Genomic DNA, 21,840 nt, shown 5'->3' on the forward strand with positions numbered 1-21,840 from the left:
TGGAGGAACACGGTAATGACCACGGAAAAAGTTAAGTACGGCGTCCATTCCGAAGCCGGAAAACTGCGCAAAGTCTTGGTTTGCTCCCCCGGCCTGGCCCACCAGCGGCTGACCCCGAACAACTGCGACGAACTGCTGTTCGATGATGTGCTGTGGGTCGCCCAGGCCAAGCGCGACCACTTCGATTTCGTCACCAAAATGCGCGAGCGTGGTGTCGACGTGCTGGAAATGCACAACCTGCTGACCGACATCGTCGCCATCCCTGAAGCGCTGGACTGGATTCTGGAACGCAAGATCACCGCCAATTCGGTCGGCCTCGGCCTGGTCCATGAAGTGGGTGCCTGGCTACGTAGCCTGGAGCCACGCAAGATCGCCGAATTCCTCATCGGCGGGGTTTCCGCCGACGACCTGCCGGACAGTTTCGGCGGCAAGACCATTCAGATGTTCCGCGACTTCCTCGGACACTCCAGCTTCATTCTGCCGCCGCTGCCCAACACTCAGTTCACCCGCGACACCACGTGCTGGATCTACGGCGGCGTGACCCTGAACCCGATGTACTGGCCGGCGCGCCGTCAGGAAACCCTGCTGGCCACCGCCATTTACAAATTCCACCCGCAGTTCACCCACGCCGACTTCCAGATCTGGTACGGCGACCCCGACCAGGACCACGGCAACGCCACCCTTGAGGGCGGCGATGTGATGCCGATCGGCAACGGCGTGGTGTTGATCGGCATGGGCGAGCGCTCGTCCCGCCAGGCTATCGGCCAATTGGCGGTCAACCTGTTCAAGAACAAAGCGGTGGAACGCGTCATCGTCGCCGGTCTGCCGAAATCCCGCGCGGCGATGCACCTGGACACCGTGTTCAGTTTCTGCGACCGCGACCTGGTGACGATTTTCCCGGAAGTGGTGAAGCAGATCGTCGCCTTCAGCCTGCGCCCCGATGAAAGCAAACCGGGCGGCATCGACGTTCGTCGTGAAGAAACCAGCTTCCTCGACACCGTGGCCAAGGCCCTCAACCTCAAGGCGCTGCGTGTCGTCGAAACCGGCGGTAACGCCTTCGCCGCCGAACGCGAGCAATGGGACGACGGCAACAACGTGGTGGCGCTGGAGCCGGGCGTGGTCATCGGCTACGACCGCAACACTTACACCAACACCCTGCTACGCAAGGCCGGCGTGGAGGTCATCACCATCAGCGCCAGTGAACTCGGGCGCGGGCGCGGCGGTGGCCACTGCATGACCTGCCCGATCATTCGCGACCCTATCGATTATTAACTTTCGAGCCTTGGCCGATGCTTATCCAGCACGGCCGAGGGGATAACCGACACCCAAGGAGATCCAATCATGGCTTTCAACATGCGCAACCGCAGCCTGCTCTCGCTGATGCACCACACCACTCGCGAGCTGCACTACCTGCTGGATCTGTCCCGCGACCTCAAGCGCGCCAAATACACCGGCACCGAGCGTCCGCACCTGCAAGGCAAGAACATCGCGCTGATCTTCGAAAAAACCTCGACCCGCACCCGGTGCGCCTTCGAAGTCGCGGCCCATGACCAGGGCGCCCACGTCACCTACATCGACCCGGTGTCGTCGCAGATCGGCCACAAGGAAAGCATGAAGGACACCGCCCGCGTGCTGGGGCGGATGTTCGACGCCATCGAGTACCGTGGCTTCGAACAGGAAATTGTCGAAGAGCTGGCCAAGTTCGCCGGCGTACCGGTGTTCAACGGCCTGACCGCTGAATTCCACCCGACGCAAATGATCGCCGACACCCTGACCATGCGCGAACACAGCGACAAACCACTGCACGACATCAGCTATGCCTACCTCGGCGATGCGCGCTACAACATGGGCAATTCGTTGCTGATGATCGGCGCCAAACTCGGCATGGACGTGCGCATCGCCGCACCGAAAGCGCTGTGGCCACATCAGGACTTCATCGATCAGTGCAAAGCCTTCGCCGAAGAGAGCGGCGCGCGCATCACCATCACCGAAGACCCGAAAGCCGCGGTCAAGGGCGTGGACTTCATCCACACTGACATCTGGGTGTCGATGGGTGAGCCGGTGGAAGCGTGGGACGAGCGCATCGAGCAACTGCTGCCGTACCAGGTCAACGCCGACATGATGAAGGCCTCGGGCAACCCGCGCGTGAAGTTCATGCACTGCCTGCCGGCGTTCCACAACAGCGAAACCAAGGTCGGCAAGGACATCGCCGCGCGTTATCCGAACCTGGCCAACGGGGTTGAAGTGACTGAAGAAGTCTTCGAATCGCCGGCCAACATCGCCTTCGAGCAAGCGGAAAACCGTATGCACACCATCAAGGCTATTCTGGTGTCGGCGTTGGCGGATGTCTGACGGCTGATGCGGTTCCCACTGACAAAACACAGTCAATGTGGGAGCGGGCTTGCTCGCGAAGGCAGTGTGTCAGTCGACATCAATGTTGTCTGTTACACGGCCTTCGCGAGCAAGCCCGCTCCCACACTTGATCCGGTTTTCGCAGAGGACCGAGTTGCCCGCAACCTCTTTGCTTAGGAAGGACTGCACTATGCGTATCGTCATTGCTCTGGGCGGCAACGCCCTGCTCCGCCGGGGTGAGCCCATGACCGCGGAAAACCAGCGCGCCAACATCCGGATCGCCACCGAACAGATCGCCAAGGTTCATCCCGGCAACCAATTGGTGATCGCCCACGGCAATGGTCCGCAGATCGGCCTGTTGTCGCTGCAAGCGGCGGCCTACAGCCAGGTTTCGCCTTACCCGCTGGACGTACTCGGCGCCGAAACCGACGGCATGATCGGCTACATCATCGAACAGGAACTGGGCAACCTGCTGGACTTCGAAGTGCCGTTCGCCACCCTGCTGACCCAGGTCGAAGTCGACCCCAACGACCCGGCGTTCCAGGCCCCCAGCAAACCGATCGGCCCGGTCTACTCCAAGGCCGACGCCGAGAAACTCGCCGCCGAAAAAGGCTGGGCCATCGCCCCGGACGGCGACAAGTTCCGTCGGGTGGTCGCCAGCCCGAAACCCAAACGCATCTTCGAAATCCGCCCGATCAAGTGGCTGCTGGAAAAAGGCAGCATCGTGATCTGCGCCGGCGGTGGCGGCATCCCGACGATCTACGATGCCAACGGCAAGCTGCAGGGCGTGGAAGCGGTGATCGACAAAGACCTGTGCTCGGCGCTATTGGCCGAACAGCTGGAAAGCGATCTGTTGGTGATCGCCACCGACGTCAGCGCGGCATACATCGATTTCGGCAAGCCCACCCAGAAAGCCATTGCCCAGGCTCACCCCGATGAAATGGACAAACTCGGCTTCGCGGCCGGTTCCATGGGACCAAAGGTCCAGGCGGCCTGCGAGTTCGCTCGCCATACTGGCAAAGTCGCGGTGATCGGTACACTCTCGGACATCGAAGCGATCGTCCAGGGCAAGGCCGGGACCCGTATCAGCACAGCGACGCCTGGCATCAGTTATCAATAGAAAGAAACTCCAGGGGCAGGCGTGTGGTCTTCCCTGATTCAATGCCTTTGAAGGAGAGACGCCAATGGCTACGTTCGAACCCGGACACCTGCACATCGAGCGCCATGCGCTGAACAAGGACGATTACAGCTACAACCTGCACATCGAATACAAAATTGCTCAGGATCCCAAGGAAGGCCAAGGCATGCTCTTCACGCTGCGTGGTTCGGTCGAGGGCAAGGAACTGAAGAATGAAGAGTTTTATCTGCCCAAGGACCAGGCCTTCGACTTTGCCCGCCACGCCACGCGCATCGCGCAAAAGTACGGCCTACCCAAGACCGCCAGCATCGGCGCCATGCACAAGTACTACGACGAGATGTTTGAAAACGTGCGGGCACAGCTCGACGTCAAGTCCGGCGACCCGGTCAAACCTGAACACCTGGGATAAAACGGTGAACGCTGAACCTGTGGGAGCGGGCTTGCTCGCGAAAGCGGTCTGACAGCCAACATCGACAGTGACTGACACTCCGCTTTCGCGAGCAAGCCCGCTCCCACGGGGGTTCGATATAGCCCTCAAATCCTGCGCCAGATTTCACCATTTGGCCCGCCCCAAGGCATACTTGCCACCCTCCGCACTCCAGAACCCAACCGCCCCATGCGCATCCACGTCAGTTTCATCGACCGCGTCGGTATCACCCAGGAAGTCCTGGCCCTGCTCGGTGGGCGCAATCTCAATCTGGATGCGGTGGAAATGGTGCCACCCAACGTCTACATCGACGCCCCGACCTTGAGCCCGGCCGTGCTCGAAGAACTGCGCGATGCGCTGTTCAACGTGCGTGGCGTGCAAGCGGTGACGGTGGTCGACATCCTTCCCGGCCAGCGCCGTCACTTGCAGCTCGATGCGCTGCTCGCGGCCATGACCGACCCGGTGCTGGCTCTGGACAGTGCCGGCAAGGTGCTGCTGGCCAACCCGGCACTGATTGCCCTGTACGGTCGCGAACCGGCGGGCGAAAGCATCAGCGAGCTGTTTGCCGACCCGACGCTGCTCGACACCTTGCTGGAAAATGGCTTCCGCCTGCCGCTGCGCGAGATCACCGTCAACGGTCAAACCCTGCTGCTGGACGCCACACCGATCACCGACGCCGGCGCCCTGCTGACCCTGTATCAACCGAACCGCATCGGCGAACGCCTCTCGGCGTTGCACCACGACCACGCCGAAGGTTTCGATGCCCTGCTCGGCGAATCTCCTGCCATTCGTACGCTCAAGGCCCGCGCCCAACGCGTCGCAGCCCTTGATGCACCGTTGCTGATCCAGGGTGAAACCGGCACCGGCAAAGAATTGGTAGCCCGTGCCTGTCACGCCATCAGCGCCCGCCACAGTTCGCCGTTCCTGGCCTTGAACTGCGCGGCACTGCCGGAAAACCTCGCCGAAAGCGAACTGTTCGGCTACGCCCCCGGCGCCTTCACCGGGGCGCAGCGGGGCGGCAAGCCGGGGCTGATGGAATTGGCCAACCAGGGCACGGTATTTCTCGACGAGATCGGTGAGATGTCGCCGTACTTGCAGGCAAAGTTGCTGCGGTTCCTCAACGACGGCAGCTTCCGTCGGGTCGGTGGCGATCGCGAAGTGAAGGTCAACGTGCGGATCCTCAGCGCGACCCATCGCGACCTGGAAAAAATGGTCAGCGAAGGCACTTTCCGCGAAGACCTGTTCTATCGCCTCAACGTGCTGAATGTCGAAGTCCCGCCCCTGCGCGAGCGCGGCCAGGACATTCTGCTGCTGGCGCGCTACTTCATGCAGCAGGCCTGCGCGCAGATCCAGCGCCCGATCTGTCGCCTGGCCCCCGGCACCTACCCGGCGCTGCTGGACAACCGCTGGCCGGGCAACGTGCGGCAATTGCAGAACGTGATCTTCCGCGCCGCGGCGATTTGCGAGAGCAGCCTGGTGGACATCGGCGATCTCGATATCGCCGGCACTTCTGTTGCGCGCCAGAGCGATACCGAGGTCGACAGCCTCGAACAGGCCATGGAAGCGTTCGAGAAAGATCTGCTGGAAAAGCTCTACGTCAGCTACCCCTCGACCCGCCAATTGGCCAGCCGCCTGCAAACCTCCCACACCGCGATCGCCCATCGGTTGCGTAAGTACGGCATACCCAACAAACCTTAAAGCATCACTCGGTCAACTGTGGGAGCGGGCTTGCTCGCGAAAGCGGAGTGTCAGTCGACATCCATGTTGCCTGTTATACCGCTTTCGCGAGCAAGCCTGCTCCCAGGTACTGCATTGCCTTCAAAACGTGATTCAAAAACGACCTCCATCTGTACTGAAAGCGCTACAGCGGAACGATATCGCTACGACCTCTCTTGATCGCCGCTGTGCAAGGCTTTGATCCACTTCAGCTTTTTTCTTCAGTCCGGGCTGTAGCGATTTCGCTACAGCCAATCCATTCCAGTTATCCGCAAAAACTAGTAACTAGTTGATTTATAAAGAATAAAAAACATTGGCCGTGTTTTTGCTTAGTAACCACCCATAAAGCAGGGCTTTTTGCCCGAGCATTCAATGCGTCCACCAGACGAGTCTGGCCCCCCTTAGGAGTTTCCATGAGCGAGTTGCGTTTTACTGAAGATCACGAATGGCTGCGCACCGAAGCTGACGGCACCGTCACGGTCGGCATCACCGCTTTCGCGCAGAACGCCCTGGGCGACGTGGTTTTCGTACAACTGCCTGAGCTGCAGTCCTACGATAAAGGCGCAGAAGCCGCCACCGTGGAATCGGTAAAAGCCGCCAGCGGCGTGTACATGCCGCTGGACGGAGAAGTGGTCGAGACCAACCCGGCCCTCGATAGCAGCCCTGAACTGGTCAACGAAGATCCGCTGGGCGAAGGCTGGTTCTTCCGCTTCAAGCCAACCGACGCCTCGGCTGTCGGCCAACTGCTGGATCAAGACGCTTACGACCGTCTGATTGCCCAAGCCTGAGGAGCGCCGACATGACTCAAGTCAATCTGACGACCGCCAACGAATTCATCACCCGCCACATCGGCCCGCGCGCAGGCGATGAGCAAGCCATGCTCAACAGCCTCGGTTTCGACTCCCTGGAAGCCCTGAGCGCCAGCGTCATTCCCGACAGCATCAAAGGCACCAGCGTCCTCGGCCTTGAAGATGGCCTGAGCGAAGCCGATGCCCTGGCGTTGATCAAATCCATCGCCGGCAAAAACCAACTGTTCAAGACCTACATCGGCCAGGGTTACTACGGCACTCACACGCCGTCGCCGATCCTGCGCAACCTGCTGGAAAATCCGGCCTGGTACACCGCCTACACCCCATACCAGCCAGAAATTTCCCAGGGCCGTCTCGAAGCGCTGCTGAATTTCCAGACCCTGATCAGCGACCTGACCGGCCTGCCGATCGCCAACGCTTCCCTGCTCGACGAAGCCACCGCCGCTGCCGAAGCCATGACCTTCTGCAAACGCCTGAGCAAGAACAAAGGCAGCCACGCCTTCTTCGCCTCCGTTCATTGCCACCCGCAAACCCTCGACGTGTTGCGCACCCGCGCCGAGCCTCTGGGCATCAACGTTGTGGTGGGCGACGAGCGTGAACTGACCGACGTGTCCCCGTTCTTCGGCGCCCTGCTGCAATACCCGGCCAGCAACGGTGACGTGTTCGACTACCGCGAACTGACCGAGCGCTTCCACGCGGCGAATGCGCTGGTCGCGGTCGCTGCTGACCTGCTGGCCCTGACCGTGCTGACCCCGCCGGGCGAGTTCGGCGCCGACGTGGCCATCGGCAGCGCGCAACGCTTCGGTGTGCCGCTGGGCTTCGGTGGCCCGCACGCGGCGTACTTCTCCACCAAGGATGCGTTCAAGCGCGACATGCCGGGGCGTCTGGTCGGCGTTTCCGTGGACCGTTTCGGCAAGCCTGCCCTGCGCCTGGCCATGCAGACCCGCGAGCAACATATCCGTCGCGAGAAAGCCACCAGCAACATCTGCACCGCTCAGGTTCTGTTGGCCAACATCGCCAGCATGTACGCCGTGTACCATGGCCCGAAAGGCCTGACGCAGATCGCCAATCGCATTCATCACCTGACCGCGATCCTCGCCAACGGCTTGAGCGCACTGGGCCTGAGCGTCGAGCAAGCCAGCTTCTTCGACACCTTGACGATCAAAACCGGCGCGCATACTGCCGCCCTGCACGACAAGGCTCGTGCACAGAAGATCAACCTGCGCGTGGTCGATGCTGAGCGTCTGGGTCTGTCCCTGGACGAGACCAGCACCCAGGCTGACGTCGAAACCCTGTGGAGCCTGCTGGCCGACGGCAAGGCACTGCCGGACTTCGCTGCATTGGCCGCCTCGGTCCAAAGCACCCTCCCGGCCGCACTGGTTCGCCAATCGCCAATCCTCAGCCACCCGGTGTTCAACCGTTATCACTCCGAAACCGAGCTGATGCGCTACCTGCGCAAACTGGCGGACAAGGACCTGGCCCTGGATCGCACCATGATCCCGCTGGGTTCCTGCACCATGAAACTCAACGCCGCCAGCGAAATGATCCCGGTAACCTGGGCTGAATTCGGTGCCCTGCACCCGTTCGCTCCGGCCGAGCAAAGCGCCGGCTATCAGCAACTGACCGATGAACTGGAAGCGATGCTCTGCGCCGCCACCGGTTACGACTCGATCTCCCTGCAACCGAACGCCGGTTCCCAGGGTGAATACGCCGGTCTGTTGGCGATCCGTGCCTACCACCAGAGCCGTGGCGAAGACCGTCGCGACATCTGCCTGATCCCGTCGTCCGCCCACGGCACCAACCCGGCCACCGCCAACATGGCCGGCATGCGTGTGGTTGTGACCGCGTGCGATGCCCGCGGCAACGTCGACATCGAAGACCTGCGCGCCAAGGCCATCGAGCACCGCGAACACCTCGCCGCGCTGATGATCACTTACCCGTCGACCCACGGTGTGTTCGAAGAAGGCATCCGCGAAATCTGCGGCATCATTCACGACAACGGCGGCCAGGTGTATATCGACGGTGCCAACATGAACGCCATGGTCGGCCTCTGCGCACCGGGCAAGTTCGGCGGCGACGTATCGCACCTGAACCTGCACAAAACCTTCTGCATCCCACACGGCGGTGGCGGCCCGGGCGTCGGCCCGATTGGCGTCAAGTCGCACCTGACGCCGTTCCTGCCGGGCCACGCCCAGATGGAGCGCAAGGAAGGCGCGGTCTGCGCGGCACCGTTCGGCAGCGCGAGCATTCTGCCGATCACCTGGATGTACATTCGCATGATGGGTGGCGCTGGCCTCAAGCGCGCTTCGCAACTGGCGATCCTGAATGCCAACTACATTTCCCGTCGCCTCGAAGAGCACTATCCAGTGCTGTACACCGGCAGCAACGGTCTGGTGGCGCACGAATGCATCCTCGACCTGCGCCCGCTGAAAGACAGCAGCGGCATCAGCGTCGATGACGTGGCCAAGCGTCTGATCGACTTCGGCTTCCACGCCCCGACCATGTCGTTCCCGGTGGCCGGCACGTTGATGATCGAGCCGACCGAGAGCGAATCCAAGGAAGAACTGGACCGCTTCTGCGACGCCATGATTCGCATCCGCGAAGAAATCCGTGCGGTAGAAAACGGCACGCTGGACAAGGATGACAACCCACTGAAAAACGCCCCGCACACCGCTGCGGAAATCGTCGGCGAGTGGACCCACCCGTACAGCCGCGAGCAAGCCGTTTACCCGGTAGCGTCGCTGATCGAAGCCAAGTACTGGCCACCGGTCGGTCGCGTCGACAACGTGTTTGGCGATCGCAACCTGGTCTGCGCCTGCCCGTCGATCGAAAGCTACGCTTGATCTATAGGGGGCGGGTTCACTCGCCCCCCTCAAGAACACCGCATTCCCTTGTGGGAGCGGGCTTGCTCGCGAAAGCGGCGGGTCAGTCACCATCAATGTTGACTGGTCTACCGCTTTCGCGAGCAAGCCCGTTCCCACAGGATCCAGTCTCTCCACAAGATTTGTGTCGGTCACTATAAAAAGAAACCGGAGAACAACCATGTCGTTAAGCGTGTTCGACCTGTTCAAGATTGGCATCGGCCCCTCCAGTTCCCACACCGTCGGCCCGATGCGCGCTGCTGCGCGTTTCGCTGAAGGTCTGCGTCGTGAAGGGCTGCTGGCAGCAACCACCTGCGTCAAAGTCGAGCTCTACGGCTCGCTCGGCGCCACCGGCAAAGGCCACGGCAGCGACAAGGCTGTGTTGCTGGGCCTGGAAGGCGAACACCCGGACACCGTGGACACCGAAACCATCGCCGACCGCCTGCAAGAGATTCGCAGCAGCGCTCGCCTGAACCTGCTCGGCGAACACAGCATTGCGTTCAACGAAAAAGAACACCTGGCGATGATTCGCAAACCGCTGGCCTATCACCCCAACGGCATGATCTTTCGCGCATTCGACGCGGCCGGCCTGCAAGTGCGCAGCCGCGAGTATTACTCGGTCGGTGGCGGGTTCGTGGTCGATGAAGACGCGGCCGGTGCCGATCGCATCGTCGAAGACGCCACACCGCTGACCTTCCCGTTCAAAAGCGCCAAGGACCTGCTCGGTCACTGCAGCACCTACGGTTTATCGATCAGTCAGGTGATGCTGACCAACGAAAGCGCCTGGCGTCCGGAAGCGGAAACCCGCGCCGGTTTGCTGAAGATCTGGCAAGTGATGCAAGACTGCGTCGCCGCCGGTTGCCGCAACGAAGGCATCCTGCCCGGTGGGCTGAAGGTCAAACGGCGGGCGGCGGCATTGCATCGGCAACTGTGCAACAACCCGGAATCATCGCTGCGCGATCCGCTGTCGGTACTGGACTGGGTCAACCTGTATGCCCTGGCGGTCAATGAAGAAAACGCCAACGGCGGACGCGTGGTCACCGCGCCCACTAACGGTGCAGCCGGCATCATCCCGGCGGTGCTGCATTACTACATGCGTTTCATCCCCGGCGCCAACGAAGACGGCGTGGTGCGTTTTCTACTGACGGCCGCTGCAATCGGCATTCTGTACAAGGAAAACGCCTCGATCTCCGGCGCCGAAGTCGGCTGCCAAGGTGAGGTCGGCGTTGCCTGTTCCATGGCCGCCGGCGCCTTGTGCGAAGTACTCGGCGGCACGGTGCAGCAGGTGGAAAACGCGGCCGAAATCGGCATGGAACACAACCTCGGCCTGACCTGCGATCCGATTGGCGGGCTGGTGCAAGTACCTTGCATCGAACGCAACGCCATGGGTTCGGTCAAGGCCATCAATGCGGTGCGCATGGCCCTGCGTGGTGACGGTCAGCACTTCGTCTCCCTCGACAAGGTCATCCGCACCATGCGCCAGACCGGCGCCGACATGAAAAGCAAATACAAGGAAACCGCCCGTGGCGGTTTGGCGGTCAACATTATCGAGTGCTGATGCGCGCATCTGCACTATTTTCAGGAGCTGGATATGTCCACCGAACAACTGTTGAAGACCCCGTTACACGCACTGCACCTCGAACTCGGCGCCCGCATGGTGCCATTCGCCGGCTATGACATGCCGGTGCAATACCCGTTGGGCGTGATGAAAGAACACCAGCACACCCGTGATCAGGCCGGGCTGTTCGATGTATCCCACATGGGCCAGATCCGCCTGACCGGCGCCAACGCCGCCAAAGCCCTGGAAACCCTGGTGCCGGTGGACATCATCGACCTGCCGGTGGGCATGCAGCGCTACGCGATGTTCACCAACGAGACCGGCGGCATCCTTGACGACCTGATGGTCGCCAACCTCGGTAACGACGAACTGTTCCTGGTGGTCAACGCGGCCTGCAAGGACCAGGACCTGGCGCATCTGCGCAAGCACATCGGCGATCAGTGCACCATCGAGCCGCTGTTCGAAGAGCGTGCCCTGCTCGCCCTGCAAGGCCCGGCCGCAGTCACCGTGCTCGCACGCCTGGCGCCTGAAGTTGCAAAGATGACCTTCATGCAGTTCACCCGCGTGAAACTGTTGGGCGTGGACTGCTTTGTCAGCCGTTCGGGTTACACCGGTGAAGACGGTTTCGAAATCTCCGTACCGGCGGCCAACGCTGAAGCCTTGGCTCGCGCCCTACTGGCCGAACCGGAAGTCGCGGCCATCGGCCTCGGCGCCCGCGATTCCCTGCGCCTGGAAGCCGGCCTGTGCCTCTACGGCCACGACATGAACACCGAAACCACGCCGATCGAAGCGAGCCTGTTGTGGGCCATCTCCAAGGTTCGTCGTGCCGATGGTGCACGGGCCGGCGGCTTCCCTGGCGCCGAAACCGTGTTCACCCAACAGCAAACCGGTGTCAGCCGCAAACGCGTTGGCCTGCTGCCGCAGGAACGTACGCCGGTGCGTGAAGGCGCAGAGATCGTCAATGAAGCAGGTGAAATCATCGGCAGCGTGTGCAGCGGCGGCTTCGGTCCGACGCTTGGCGGCCCTTTGGCCATGGGTTACCTCGATAGTGCTTATACCGTTTTGGATACGCCGGTTTGGGCCATTGTGCGTGGGAAAAAGGTGCCTTTGCTTGTAAGCAAAATGCCATTTGTTCCACAACGCTACTATCGTGGTTGATTGACTGTTTCTATAAGTAACGCGGTTGCGTTAACAGTGCACTAATCTGTAACGCAACCGCCATAAAATAGTGCATACGTTTCGTTTATGAACGTTACTTATAACGATCGAAAACAATTGAACGACCCTATCGAATAAGCCTGCACTAGTGGCCACTCTAACTACCATCAACCCGAGGAAATCCGGGCCTTCGCGGGGCTTGTTTTTTCTGCCGTAGTTGGCGTAGAGTTTGTTCACTGTGTTTGCATGGGTCGCTTGGAATCGTGACCTGGGCAGTAGCCTACAAGTTAGCTACATCCCGTTCGACGTCTTCTTACTCTCCTGCAACCAGCCCCAGTACTCTTTCATGAGAAAGAGACTGTCATTCATTTTTGCGTCAAAGGAAATAAGAAATGTCCCAACGTCAGAGCGGTACCGTCAAGTGGTTTAACGACGAGAAAGGTTTTGGTTTTATCACTCCAGAGAGCGGTCCGGATCTGTTCGTACATTTCCGCGCTATTCAGGGCAGCGGCTTCAAGAGCCTGAAAGAAGGCCAGAAAGTGACTTTCGTTGCTGTGCAAGGCCAAAAAGGCATGCAGGCTGACGAAGTACAAGCAGAAGGCTAATCTTCTGTAACGAAAAAGCCCCTGATACTGATATCAGGGGCTTTTTTGTGGGCGTAAATCCGTAAAATGGCTTCTTTTTCCGCTCAGAGGCAGCCATGTCGAAACACCTGCTCACCCCCCAAGGCGACTTTCCCGCCGTCGGCCTGGGTCGTCGCCTGGCAGCGATGTTCTACGACTTCCTGCTGTGCACCGCTCTACTGATCGTCACCAGCGGCATTTACAAGATGATCCAGATGGCGATCATCGGCGAAGACCGTATGCGCACCCTGACCGAAGCCGGCGCACTGGACGGTGACCCACTGCTGTCGACGGTGCTGCTGTTCGTGCTGTTCGGCTTCTTCGCCAAGTTCTGGACCTGGTCGGGCCAGACCCTCGGCATGCAGGTGTGGTGCATCCGCGTGCAAAACGCCGATGGCTCATCCATCAGCCTGTGGCAGGCGCTGCTGCGCTTTGTGGTATCGATCGCGTCCTGGCTATGCCTTGGGCTGGGGTTCTTCTGGTCGCTGTTCGACAAGCAGAAGCGCAGCTGGCATGACATCTACTCCGACACCCAGCTCGTACGCATTCCGAAGAAAACCAAATAATTCTGGCGAGCGCAAATCAATGTGGGAGCGGGCTTGCTCGCGAAAGCGGTGTGTCAGGCAACATCGATGTCGACTGATCCCCCCCTCTTCGCGAGCAAGCCCGCTCCCACAGTTTTTGCGACTTAACTGACAGACCTCAAGCGTTGCCGGCCAGTTTCATCCGCGCGGCCTGCGTGAAATCGAGCATGCGCTTGAGCGGCCGAACCGCCTGCGGAATCAACGCCGGGTCGACGAAGATCTCGTTAGTGCCCTCACGCAAGCTCTTCAGCGTGCGCTCCAGGGTGTTCATCGCCATCCACGGGCAATGCGCGCAACTGCGGCAAGCCGCGCCGTTACCGGCCGTTGGCGCCTCGATGAAAACCTTGTCCGGGCACAGCTGCTGCATCTTGTAGAAGATGCCACGGTCGGTGGCGACGATCAGGGTCTTGTTTGGCAGACTTTGCGCCGCAGCGATCAGCTGACTGGTGGAACCTACCGCGTCGGCCAATTCGATCACCGCGGTCGGCGACTCCGGGTGCACCAGAATGGCCGCATCCGGGTACAGCGCTTTCATGTCTTCGAGCTGCTTGGCCTTGAACTCTTCGTGAACGATGCAGGCACCGTCCCACAACAACATATCGGCGCCAGTCTTGCGCTGAATGTAAGTGCCCAGGTGCTTGTCCGGGGCCCAGATAATGGTTTCGCCGTTATCCATCAGGCTTTCGACGATTTCCAGCGCGCAGCTGGACGTCACCACCCAGTCCGCCCGGGCTTTGACCGCCGCCGAAGTGTTGGCATACACCACTACCGTGCGCTCCGGGTGCTGATCGCAGAACGCCGAGAACTCGTCCACCGGGCAACCCAGGTCCAGCGAGCAGGTCGCTTCCAGGGTCGGCATCAGCACACGTTTTTCAGGGTTGAGGATTTTCGCGGTTTCACCCATGAATTTCACACCGGCGACCACCACGGTCTTGGCCGGATGGGCATTGCCGAAGCGGGCCATCTCCAGAGAGTCGGAGACGCAGCCACCGGTTTCTTCAGCCAGGGCCTGAATGACCGGATCGCAATAGAAGTGGGCAACCAGCACCGCGTCCTGAGCCTTGAGCTCGGCAGCGATGGCAGTGCGGTAATAAGCCTCTTCCTCGGCGGTCAGCGGCTTGGGCTGCTTGGCGTCGAGATGGGCTTGAACCAGAAGGCGTTCGGAAATCTGCGTCATGTTCGCAAGACCTGCAGGCGCTTTCGCGCGAAAGTCGAGTATACACCCGGCTCCGGACCCTTCGGGGTACCGCCGGGAGAGTGAGTATCATCAGGCACGGACAGCGGTGAAGCTGCGCAAGGCTACAGAATATCCGGTGGATGCAAAAGATGATTCTGACCTGCGTCACGCAGTGCGATCCCGGAATGAGGTGACCTCAAATCGCGGGCAAAAAAAAACCCGGAAATCCTCACTTACGTGGGCCTTCCAGATTTTTTAAAATGGTGGGTCGTGTGGGATTCGAACCTACGACCAATTGGTTAAAAGCCAACTGCTCTACCAACTGAGCTAACGACCCGCTGTGTGGTGGCGCGTATAATACTGATTTCTAAGGACTATTCAACACCTAATTTGAAAAAAATCAAAAATAAGGTGTCGGATCGCTGATTCCGGCCGCCGCAAAGCCTTCTGCACGCAGACGGCAGCTGTCGCATTTACCGCAGGCACGGCCGTTATCGTCCGCCTGATAGCAGGAAACAGTCAGCCCGTAATCAACCCCAAGCTTCACGCCTGCCTGAACGATCTGCGCCTTGCTCAGGTTTTGCAATGGCGCCTGGATACGGAAGCCCTGCCCCTCTACCCCGGCCTTGGTCGCCAGATTGGCCATGCGCTCGAAGGCTTCGATGAATTCGGGACGGCAATCCGGGTAGCCGGAGTAATCCACTGCGTTCACCCCAATAAAGATGTCACGCGCGCCCAACACTTCGGCCCAACCCAGCGCCAAAGACAGAAACACCGTGTTGCGCGCAGGCACATAAGTCACCGGAATACCTTCGCTCGGCGCCTCCGGTACGTCGATGGAGCTGTCGGTCAAGGCCGAGCCACCGATGCCATTCAGGTTCAGGCCGATTACCTTGTGCTCAACCACACCCAGGTCACGGGCAACACGCTCGGCGGCATTCAGTTCGGCGCGATGGCGTTGACCGTAATCGAAGCTCATGGTGTAGCAGCTGTAGCCTTCGGCACGGGCCATGGCCACGACCGTCGCCGAGTCAAGGCCGCCGGACAGCAGGATGACCGCACGTTTTTCTGCAGTGTTCAGTTGTTCAGTCATGTCAGCGCCCCGGCTCGTCATTCCAAAGATATTTATGCAGCTGCAATTGCAGACGCACAGGCAGATTGTCCGCCACCACCCAGTCCGCCAGATCACGCGCATTCAGGTCATGGTGGCTCGGCGAGAACAGGACTTCGCCGGCACGCTCGCTCAAACCGTACTGAATCAACTTGGACACGGCCCAGTCGTAGTCTTCCCGCGAACAGATGACAAATTTCACCTGGTCGTTGGGTGTGAGCAGTTCGATGTTCTCGTAGCGGTTGCGGTGGGCTTCTTTCGAACCCGGGGTTTTCAGATCGACGACGCGACTGACCCGTGGATCGACCGCCGAGATGTCCAGCGCGCCGCTGGTTTCCAGCGACACTTCGTAACCGGCGTCACACAACTGCTTGAGCAAAGGGATGGCATTGGGTTGCGCCAGGGGCTCGCCACCGGTGACACAAACGTAACGCGGGCGAAAACCGGCCACTTGCTCGAGGATATCGTCGAGCGTGCGGAGGGTGCCGCCAGTGAAGGCGTAAGCGCTGTCGCAGTATTGGCAACGCAATGGGCAACCGGTCAGGCGCACAAAAACAGTGGGCAGCCCGGCAGTCCGCGTTTCACCCTGCAACGAGTAGAAAACTTCGGTGATTCTCAATGTGTCTTGCATAGTCGCCACGGGCGTAACAGCTAAACAGGCTGTCCGCCTCCGTCAGGCACTTCAAGGAACCCCGCCAACGCGCAGATCCCAAAAAGCGTGTTTCATAAAAAGGGCATGAATTCTAACGAAAAAACCCGCGACAAGCGCGGGTTTCTTCAAAACGGATGCCAGCAGGCTTACATGCGCTGCAAATCCCGTTGCGCCAGCTGAGCGGCGGAAGTGCCCGGATACTGGGACACAACCTGTTGCAGAATGCCTTTGACCCGGTCGGTATGACCGAGGCGGCGCTCTACATCAGCGAGCTTGTACAGCGAATCAGGCACCTTGGGGTGCTTGGGGTACAGCTGCGAAACCTTGGCGAAGGCCTGACCTGCACCTTGCAGATCACCTTTGGCCAGGTTCACTTCACCCAACCAATACTGGGCATTGCCTGCGTATTGACTGTTCGGGTATTTGCGCAGGAATGCGGTGAAAGCCTGACTGGCCTTGTCGAAATCCTTGGCTTTGATCAGATCGAAGGCTGCATCGTAGTACAGTTTTTCCTTCGCCGGATCAGCCGGTTCGCTACCCGCGGCCGGAGCTTGAGTGGCGGCCGCTGCCGCACCTGCGCCGGCGGCTGCACCGGGGGCATTCAAATTGCCACCGGTGGAAGAATTATCAGGAGTCGCGGCTGGTGCAACGCCGGATCCTATGCGCCGATCAAGATCCTGATATCGCTCCAGGTTCTCTTGCTTCATGCGCGCTACATCATTTTGCAGAACTTCGATGATGCCTTGTTGGCGCGAGATCTGCTCCTGCATCGATTGCAGTTGGTTGAACAGCTCGCCCTGTGCCGAGACAGGGGCCGAAACCCCTCCCCCGGCATAGGCGCCGTTCGTACCGTAACCCGCAGGCGGATAACTGCTCCCGCTATTGTTATAGCCGGAGTTGTCCTCGACCACAGGAACCGCAGCCCACACCGCAAGCGGTGCGAGGCTGAGAGCCAAAACAGTTACAGCACGACGGCACGTTCGCATGACGAATTACTTACGCAGTTCGACGCGACGGTTTTGAGCCCAGGACTGCTCGTCGTTGCCGGTAGCAACTGGACGCTCTTCGCCGTAGGAAACCAGTTCCAGCTGAGCTGGGGAAACACCTTGCAGTACCAGGTAACGCTGAACGGCTTTCGCACGACGCTCGCCCAGTGCCATGTTGTACTCACGAGTACCACGTTCGTCGGTGTTGCCTTCCAGAACAACGCGAGCGCCGTTTGCTTTCAGGTCTTTGGCGTGAACGTCCAGAGCGCGCATGGCTTCTGGCTTCAGGTCCGAGCTGTCGTATTCGAAGTAGAAGGTGGTGATTGCGCGCAGAGCAGCTTCTTCGCTCAGGGAGCCGTCAACAGCACCAGTGTTAGCGCCGTAACCAGCGTTTGGATCAACAGCGCCTTCACCGGCGTTGTCGCCGCCTTTGGACGAGCAACCTACAGCTACAGCCATGGCCAGAGCCAGCGCAGCAAATTTACCAAACTTCAGCATTTCCATCGTGAAACTCCTAATGAACCCCAGTGTGTTAAGTAAAACGTATAGCGCCGCGTCAGTTCAGGTAAGGGGACCAGGACGGTTCTCTGACTTCGCCTTGTGCGGTAGGAAGCGGGAGCCTCACGCGTCCATTAATGGACACGAGCATCAAGACTCCCCGGCCCTGCTGGCGGGTGGCGTAGATTACCATGGTGCCGTTGGGCGCAACAGTAGGAGACTCGTCCAGAGTGCTATCAGTGAGGATCTTTACACTACCGCGCTGCAAATCCTGGGCTGCCACCTTGAAGTTGGTGAAACCGTCCTGGCGGTGAATCATTACCAGGGTCTTCTCATCGGCCGACAATTTAGGGTTGGCGTTGTAGTTGCCAATGAAGGTCACACGCTCCGCACCACCACCGCCTGCGCTGGTTTTATAGATCTGAGGCTTGCCGCCACGGTCCGAGGTGAAGTAGATGGTCGAACCATCCTTGCCCCAGAACGGTTCGGTATTGATGCCAGGACCATTGGTGACACGGGTGATCTGACGCGAACCCAGGTTCATCACGTAAATGTCCGGGTTACCGTCTTTCGACAACACGAATGCCAGGCGATTGCCATCCGGCGACCAGGCTGGCGCACCGTTCAGGCCTTCGAAATTGGTGATCTGCTCACGGCGACCGGTGTCGATGTTCTGCATGAAAATGCGCGGACGCTTCTGCTCGAACGACACGTAGGCAATGCGCTTGCCATCCGGTGCAAAGCGCGGCGACAGGATCGGTTCGCGCGATTGCAGCAGCGTCACGGCACGGGCACCGTCATAGTCCGAACGTTGCAGTGTGTAGCGAGTGTTCTTCTCGGAGAAACGCTCGGCTGTCACATACAGCAGACGTGTCGAGAACGCACCTTTGATACCGGTGAGTTTTTCGAACGACTGGTCGGAGATGTAGTGAGCCATGTCGCGCAGTTGATCGACGCCGCCCGACACGCTGCCGGTCAGCACTTGCTGCTCGGTGGCGACGTTGAACAGTGCGTACTGCACCTGCAGGCGACCGCCCGCCGGAACGATGCTGCCGACCATGACGTACTGGGCACCCAGCGCCTTGAAGTCACGGTAGATGATTTCGCTGGCCTGGCTTGGCTGGCTGATCATGTTCTGCTTTGGAATCGGCGCGTAGTAACCCGAATTGCGCAGGTCGTTACCGATAATCTCAGCCATGTCGTCCGGCAGCACGCTACCGCCCTGGAAGCCGAAAGGCACAACGGCAATTGGAGTTGCCTGGGAGCTGCCACTGCTGACCAGGATATTTTTTTCATCTGCCGTGGCCAGTCCTGCAAAGCAGAACATGACTACAAGCAGTCCTCGAAGAAGGTTTCTCACAAGGCTAGATCCTCAGGTGTGAATGTCATCTTGAATGAACGATAGGGTGCGAAATCAGCTGGCTTCAGACCCTGCATTTCGGTCAATCGACCAATATTTTTTACAGCCGCGACTGCAGAACTGTCGAACGGCGCGTCACCGCTGGAATGAGCAACCGAAACACCGGAGATCGTTCCGTCAGGGAGCATGTTGATTTGCAGAATCACCTTCATGCCCTTGCGGGCCGACGGTGGCTGCGCCCAACCTTCAGATGCTCGCGAACGAATCAGATCATCAAAGTTGCCCGCGGTTTCATCGCCTTGCTCATCCGCCAAAGCCTGCTGACGCTCGGTCTTATCGGACAGCAAGTCAGCCAGAGCCTGAGCCTTCTTGTCCTCTACCGACTTGCGAGCCGCGTCCTGCGCTTTCTTCTTCGCAGCATCGGCAGTCGCTTTCTTCTTCGCGTCTTCGGCGATTTTCTTCTTCGCCTCTTCCGCTTCAGCTTTCTTCTTGGCGTCTTCCGCGGCTTTCTTCTTCGCGTCTTCGACGATCTTTTTCTTCGCTTCTTCAGCGGCCGCTTTCTTGGCCTCTTCTTCAGCAGCTTTTTTGGCTTCTTCTTCGGCTTTCTTCTTGGCTATATCAGCCAATTGTTTCTCTTCGGCCTTTTTGGCTTCGGCGGTCTTCTTCGCTTCGTCGGCTTTCTTGGCTTCATCAGCCTTCTTCGCCTCCTCCGCTTTCTTCGACTCGTCGGCCTTCTTGGCTTCCTCGGCCTTTTGAGCCGCTTCTTCTTTCTTTTGTTCCGCAGCCTTCACCGCTTCCTGCTCGACCTTCTTCTGTTCCATCTGCTCGACTTCGGTCTGACGCGCAGCAGATTTCTGCGCCTCACCCGCGATCTTCTGATTGGTCTGGGTGGTCGCCCGACTTTTCGATTTCAGCTGGTACAGGGTTGCCTGGACAATCGGCTTGGCCGGCGGCAGTTCCGGTGTGAAGGCGAAACTGACAAACAGCATGCCGAACACCAGCACGTGCAAGACAATCGCCCAGACACTAGGCCAGAAGTAGCTTTCCGAGGCGGACGGCTCTCGCAGTTGCTGCATCAGGGCGCCTCGGTAATCAAGCCAACATTACCGACCCCGGCCTTCTGCAACCCGCCCATGGCGCCCATGACGGCACCGTAATCGACGGTCTTGTCACCGCGGATGAATACCTGGGTACGCTTGCCGTTATCGTTGCCAACGCGAATGATCTTGGTCACGGCGTCGGTCATTTGCGGCAAGGTCATGGCCTTGTCCTGCTGCTTTTCGGTGTCGACTTCGCTGCCAAGGTTCCAGTAGTAGGTCTTGTCAGCCTTGATCGAAATGGTCAGGACCTGAGTGTTGTTGTCCTGCGGCAAGGCTTCGCTGGAAACCTTGGGCAGATCAACTTTCACGCCCTGATTGAGCATCGGCGCGGTCACCATGAAGATGACCAGCAGTACCAGCATCACGTCGATGTAAGGCACCACGTTCATCTCGGCAACCGGCTTGCGCTTTTTGCGAGCTCGAGCGATTAAAGCCATTGGAAATTACCTGCTTATTCTTCGCTGGTGTGCACTTTGCGGTGCAGGATCGCCTGGAATTCATCGGCGAAGGTGTAATAGCGGCCCAGCAGGGTTTCGCTGCGGGCAGCAAAACGGTTGTAGGCGATAACGGCCGGAATGGCGGCAAACAGACCGATCGCGGTAGCAACCAGTGCTTCGGCGATACCTGGAGCCACAGTGGCCAAGGTCGCTTGCTGGGCGGTCGCCAGACCACGGAAGGAGTTCATGATGCCCCAGACTGTACCGAACAGACCGATGTACGGGCTGACGGAACCGACGGTGGCGAGGAACGGCAGGCTCTGCTCGAGTTTTTCTTCCTCGCGGGAGATGGCTACGCGCATGGCACGCGCCACGCCTTCCATGACCGCTTCCGGATCAACGCCCGACTGCTGACGCAGACGGGAGAATTCCTTGAAGCCGGCACGGAAGATTTGCTCGACGCCGGAATCCGGATCAGGGTTGCTGCCGGCCTGACGGTAGAGTTTGGACAGGTCGATACCGGACCAGAAGCGCTCTTCAAAGCTCTCTAGGGCACGTCGACCGGCGCGCAGCAAGTTGCTGCGCTGAAAGATCATGATCCACGAGGTCACCGATGCGGCTACCAGGATCAGCATTACCAGTTGCACCACGACACTGGCATTGCTGACCAGGCTCCACATGGAGGAATGGTCGACGACGTTAGCTTCCACGCTTTATCTCCTGCTTTAAGTGTGTACCCGCGCCGCTCACGTCGGCGAAGGCCGCACGTAGAGTTTCGGGAATGGCCCGGGGTTTCAAACTGTTAGTGCGCACACAGGCCACCAGAAACTGCCCTTCGCAGAGCAGCACATTATCCGTAGCCCGCCTGACCTGCTGTTTGAAGCGCAGGCTGACCCGGTTCAACTCAATCACCTCAGCACTTACCAGCAGTTCGTCGTCCAGTCGCGCCGGCGCGTGGTAACGCGCTTCGCTGGAATGCACGACGAACAACAGGTCCTCCCCTGCCAGCGCCGACTGGGCAAAGCCCAGCTCCCGGAGCCGCTCGGTTCGAGCCCGTTCCATAAACTTGAGGTAATTGACGTAATACACGATGCCGCCGGCATCGGTGTCCTCGTAATAAACGCGACAACGATGTGCGAACGGCTCAAGCCCGTTTTGCGCGCGCATACTCTAGTGCTTACTCCTCGGGTTGCCAATCCGGCCAGGCAACTGTTTTTCATTGATTCGCGGCTTTCCGGCGAAAGCACCGTCCTGAGACAGCACAAACCCCGAATAAATCAGCACGCAAAAGTT

21 protein-coding genes and 1 tRNA gene are annotated in these 21,840 nt (G+C 59.5%); 11 read left to right on the plus strand and 11 right to left on the minus strand.

What is annotated here, in order from left to right; all coding sequences use genetic code 11:
• Positions 1-15: 15 nt before the first annotated feature.
• From arcA to PSH64_RS23555, 11 genes are all read left to right on the plus strand, one after another.
• On the plus strand, positions 16-1,272 hold the full coding sequence (gene arcA / locus PSH64_RS23505) for an arginine deiminase (protein WP_105346552.1): 1,257 nt from the start codon (positions 16-18) through the stop codon (positions 1,270-1,272).
• Between the two features lie 69 nt (positions 1,273-1,341).
• Entirely contained in the window at positions 1,342-2,352 is a 1,011-nt protein-coding gene (locus tag PSH64_RS23510; RefSeq protein ID WP_105346555.1) for an ornithine carbamoyltransferase, read from the plus strand.
• 190 nt (positions 2,353-2,542) lie between these two features.
• A complete protein-coding gene (gene arcC / locus PSH64_RS23515; RefSeq protein WP_305478871.1) occupies positions 2,543-3,472 on the plus strand; it encodes a carbamate kinase in 930 nt (309 codons plus the stop codon).
• A gap of 64 nt (positions 3,473-3,536) precedes the next feature.
• Positions 3,537-3,899: a DUF5064 family protein gene (locus PSH64_RS23520; RefSeq protein WP_105346561.1), complete on the plus strand. Its 363-nt coding sequence runs from the start codon at positions 3,537-3,539 to the stop codon at positions 3,897-3,899.
• 207 nt (positions 3,900-4,106) lie between these two features.
• Positions 4,107-5,615, plus strand: coding sequence for a sigma-54-dependent transcriptional regulator (locus tag PSH64_RS23525; RefSeq protein WP_105346565.1), 1,509 nt, complete (start codon positions 4,107-4,109; stop codon positions 5,613-5,615).
• Positions 5,616-6,046: 431 nt separating this feature from the next.
• Positions 6,047-6,421: a glycine cleavage system protein GcvH gene (gcvH, locus tag PSH64_RS23530; protein ID WP_018926486.1), complete on the plus strand. Its 375-nt coding sequence runs from the start codon at positions 6,047-6,049 to the stop codon at positions 6,419-6,421.
• 11 nt (positions 6,422-6,432) lie between these two features.
• A complete protein-coding gene (gene gcvP, locus PSH64_RS23535) occupies positions 6,433-9,285 on the plus strand; it encodes an aminomethyl-transferring glycine dehydrogenase (RefSeq protein WP_305478872.1) in 2,853 nt (950 codons plus the stop codon).
• A 199-nt stretch (positions 9,286-9,484) separates the two neighbouring features.
• Positions 9,485-10,861 carry an L-serine ammonia-lyase gene (locus tag PSH64_RS23540; RefSeq protein ID WP_305478873.1) on the plus strand — a complete coding sequence of 459 codons (1,377 nt, stop codon included), beginning with the start codon at positions 9,485-9,487 and terminating at the stop codon, positions 10,859-10,861.
• Between the two features lie 33 nt (positions 10,862-10,894).
• A complete protein-coding gene (gene gcvT, locus PSH64_RS23545) occupies positions 10,895-12,019 on the plus strand; it encodes a glycine cleavage system aminomethyltransferase GcvT (protein ID WP_305478874.1) in 1,125 nt (374 codons plus the stop codon).
• A 392-nt stretch (positions 12,020-12,411) separates the two neighbouring features.
• On the plus strand, positions 12,412-12,624 hold the full coding sequence (locus PSH64_RS23550; protein WP_105346577.1) for a cold-shock protein: 213 nt from the start codon (positions 12,412-12,414) through the stop codon (positions 12,622-12,624).
• A 95-nt stretch (positions 12,625-12,719) separates the two neighbouring features.
• Positions 12,720-13,208 carry an RDD family protein gene (locus tag PSH64_RS23555; protein WP_105346580.1) on the plus strand — a complete coding sequence of 163 codons (489 nt, stop codon included), beginning with the start codon at positions 12,720-12,722 and terminating at the stop codon, positions 13,206-13,208.
• A gap of 136 nt (positions 13,209-13,344) precedes the next feature.
• On the opposite strand, the gene nadA is transcribed toward PSH64_RS23555, so the two are convergent.
• From nadA to ybgC, 11 genes are all read right to left on the minus strand, one after another.
• Positions 13,345-14,403: a quinolinate synthase NadA gene (gene nadA, locus PSH64_RS23560; protein WP_008072916.1), complete on the minus strand. Its 1,059-nt coding sequence runs from the start codon at positions 14,401-14,403 to the stop codon at positions 13,345-13,347.
• A 261-nt stretch (positions 14,404-14,664) separates the two neighbouring features.
• A tRNA-Lys gene (locus PSH64_RS23565) sits at positions 14,665-14,740 on the minus strand.
• A gap of 63 nt (positions 14,741-14,803) precedes the next feature.
• Positions 14,804-15,496, minus strand: a complete 693-nt coding sequence (queC, locus tag PSH64_RS23570; RefSeq protein WP_105346582.1) for a 7-cyano-7-deazaguanine synthase QueC — start codon at positions 15,494-15,496, stop codon at positions 14,804-14,806.
• Between the two features lies 1 nt (position 15,497).
• The gene (queE, locus tag PSH64_RS23575; RefSeq protein ID WP_105346585.1) at positions 15,498-16,145 is read right to left on the minus strand and encodes a 7-carboxy-7-deazaguanine synthase QueE; all 648 of its coding nucleotides are present in this window, start codon (positions 16,143-16,145) and stop codon (positions 15,498-15,500) included.
• 167 nt (positions 16,146-16,312) lie between these two features.
• Positions 16,313-17,152, minus strand: coding sequence for a tol-pal system protein YbgF (gene ybgF, locus PSH64_RS23580; protein ID WP_105346588.1), 840 nt, complete (start codon positions 17,150-17,152; stop codon positions 16,313-16,315).
• A 6-nt stretch (positions 17,153-17,158) separates the two neighbouring features.
• Positions 17,159-17,656, minus strand: coding sequence for a peptidoglycan-associated lipoprotein Pal (pal, locus tag PSH64_RS23585; protein WP_003178634.1), 498 nt, complete (start codon positions 17,654-17,656; stop codon positions 17,159-17,161).
• A 52-nt stretch (positions 17,657-17,708) separates the two neighbouring features.
• Positions 17,709-18,977, minus strand: coding sequence for a Tol-Pal system beta propeller repeat protein TolB (gene tolB, locus PSH64_RS23590; protein WP_305478876.1), 1,269 nt, complete (start codon positions 18,975-18,977; stop codon positions 17,709-17,711).
• Between the two features lie 29 nt (positions 18,978-19,006).
• Positions 19,007-20,086, minus strand: a complete 1,080-nt coding sequence (tolA, locus tag PSH64_RS23595) for a cell envelope integrity protein TolA (RefSeq protein WP_018926496.1) — start codon at positions 20,084-20,086, stop codon at positions 19,007-19,009.
• The gene (gene tolR / locus PSH64_RS23600) at positions 20,086-20,538 is read right to left on the minus strand and encodes a protein TolR (protein WP_181150713.1); all 453 of its coding nucleotides are present in this window, start codon (positions 20,536-20,538) and stop codon (positions 20,086-20,088) included. Before tolR ends, tolA begins: the two co-directional genes overlap by 1 nt.
• Positions 20,539-20,561: 23 nt before the next feature.
• On the minus strand, positions 20,562-21,257 hold the full coding sequence (gene tolQ, locus PSH64_RS23605) for a protein TolQ (protein ID WP_018926498.1): 696 nt from the start codon (positions 21,255-21,257) through the stop codon (positions 20,562-20,564).
• The gene (gene ybgC / locus PSH64_RS23610) at positions 21,247-21,714 is read right to left on the minus strand and encodes a tol-pal system-associated acyl-CoA thioesterase (protein ID WP_305478877.1); all 468 of its coding nucleotides are present in this window, start codon (positions 21,712-21,714) and stop codon (positions 21,247-21,249) included. Before ybgC ends, tolQ begins: the two co-directional genes overlap by 11 nt.
• Positions 21,715-21,840: the final 126 nt, after the last annotated feature.

The sequence above is a fragment of the Pseudomonas sp. FP1742 genome, from assembly GCF_030687145.1.
Classification (GTDB): domain Bacteria; phylum Pseudomonadota; class Gammaproteobacteria; order Pseudomonadales; family Pseudomonadaceae; genus Aquipseudomonas; species Aquipseudomonas frederiksbergensis_D.

Coding starts and splice junctions, on each gene's coding strand:
- PSH64_RS23520 (WP_105346561.1), top strand. CDS start 3,537: ATGGCTACGTTCGAACCCGGACACCTGCACATCGAGCGCCATGCGCTG.
- gcvT (WP_305478874.1), top strand. CDS start 10,895: ATGTCCACCGAACAACTGTTGAAGACCCCGTTACACGCACTGCACCTC.
- arcC (WP_305478871.1), top strand. CDS start 2,543: ATGCGTATCGTCATTGCTCTGGGCGGCAACGCCCTGCTCCGCCGGGGT.
- PSH64_RS23550 (WP_105346577.1), top strand. CDS start 12,412: ATGTCCCAACGTCAGAGCGGTACCGTCAAGTGGTTTAACGACGAGAAA.
- PSH64_RS23540 (WP_305478873.1), top strand. CDS start 9,485: ATGTCGTTAAGCGTGTTCGACCTGTTCAAGATTGGCATCGGCCCCTCC.
- ybgC (WP_305478877.1), bottom strand. CDS start 21,714: ATGCGCGCGCAAAACGGGCTTGAGCCGTTCGCACATCGTTGTCGCGTT.
- tolB (WP_305478876.1), bottom strand. CDS start 18,977: ATGTTCTGCTTTGCAGGACTGGCCACGGCAGATGAAAAAAATATCCTG.
- tolA (WP_018926496.1), bottom strand. CDS start 20,086: ATGCAGCAACTGCGAGAGCCGTCCGCCTCGGAAAGCTACTTCTGGCCT.
- queC (WP_105346582.1), bottom strand. CDS start 15,496: ATGACTGAACAACTGAACACTGCAGAAAAACGTGCGGTCATCCTGCTG.
- pal (WP_003178634.1), bottom strand. CDS start 17,656: ATGGAAATGCTGAAGTTTGGTAAATTTGCTGCGCTGGCTCTGGCCATG.
- PSH64_RS23510 (WP_105346555.1), top strand. CDS start 1,342: ATGGCTTTCAACATGCGCAACCGCAGCCTGCTCTCGCTGATGCACCAC.
- PSH64_RS23525 (WP_105346565.1), top strand. CDS start 4,107: ATGCGCATCCACGTCAGTTTCATCGACCGCGTCGGTATCACCCAGGAA.
- ybgF (WP_105346588.1), bottom strand. CDS start 17,152: ATGCGAACGTGCCGTCGTGCTGTAACTGTTTTGGCTCTCAGCCTCGCA.
- nadA (WP_008072916.1), bottom strand. CDS start 14,403: ATGACGCAGATTTCCGAACGCCTTCTGGTTCAAGCCCATCTCGACGCC.
- gcvP (WP_305478872.1), top strand. CDS start 6,433: ATGACTCAAGTCAATCTGACGACCGCCAACGAATTCATCACCCGCCAC.
- arcA (WP_105346552.1), top strand. CDS start 16: ATGACCACGGAAAAAGTTAAGTACGGCGTCCATTCCGAAGCCGGAAAA.
- gcvH (WP_018926486.1), top strand. CDS start 6,047: ATGAGCGAGTTGCGTTTTACTGAAGATCACGAATGGCTGCGCACCGAA.
- PSH64_RS23555 (WP_105346580.1), top strand. CDS start 12,720: ATGTCGAAACACCTGCTCACCCCCCAAGGCGACTTTCCCGCCGTCGGC.
- queE (WP_105346585.1), bottom strand. CDS start 16,145: ATGCAAGACACATTGAGAATCACCGAAGTTTTCTACTCGTTGCAGGGT.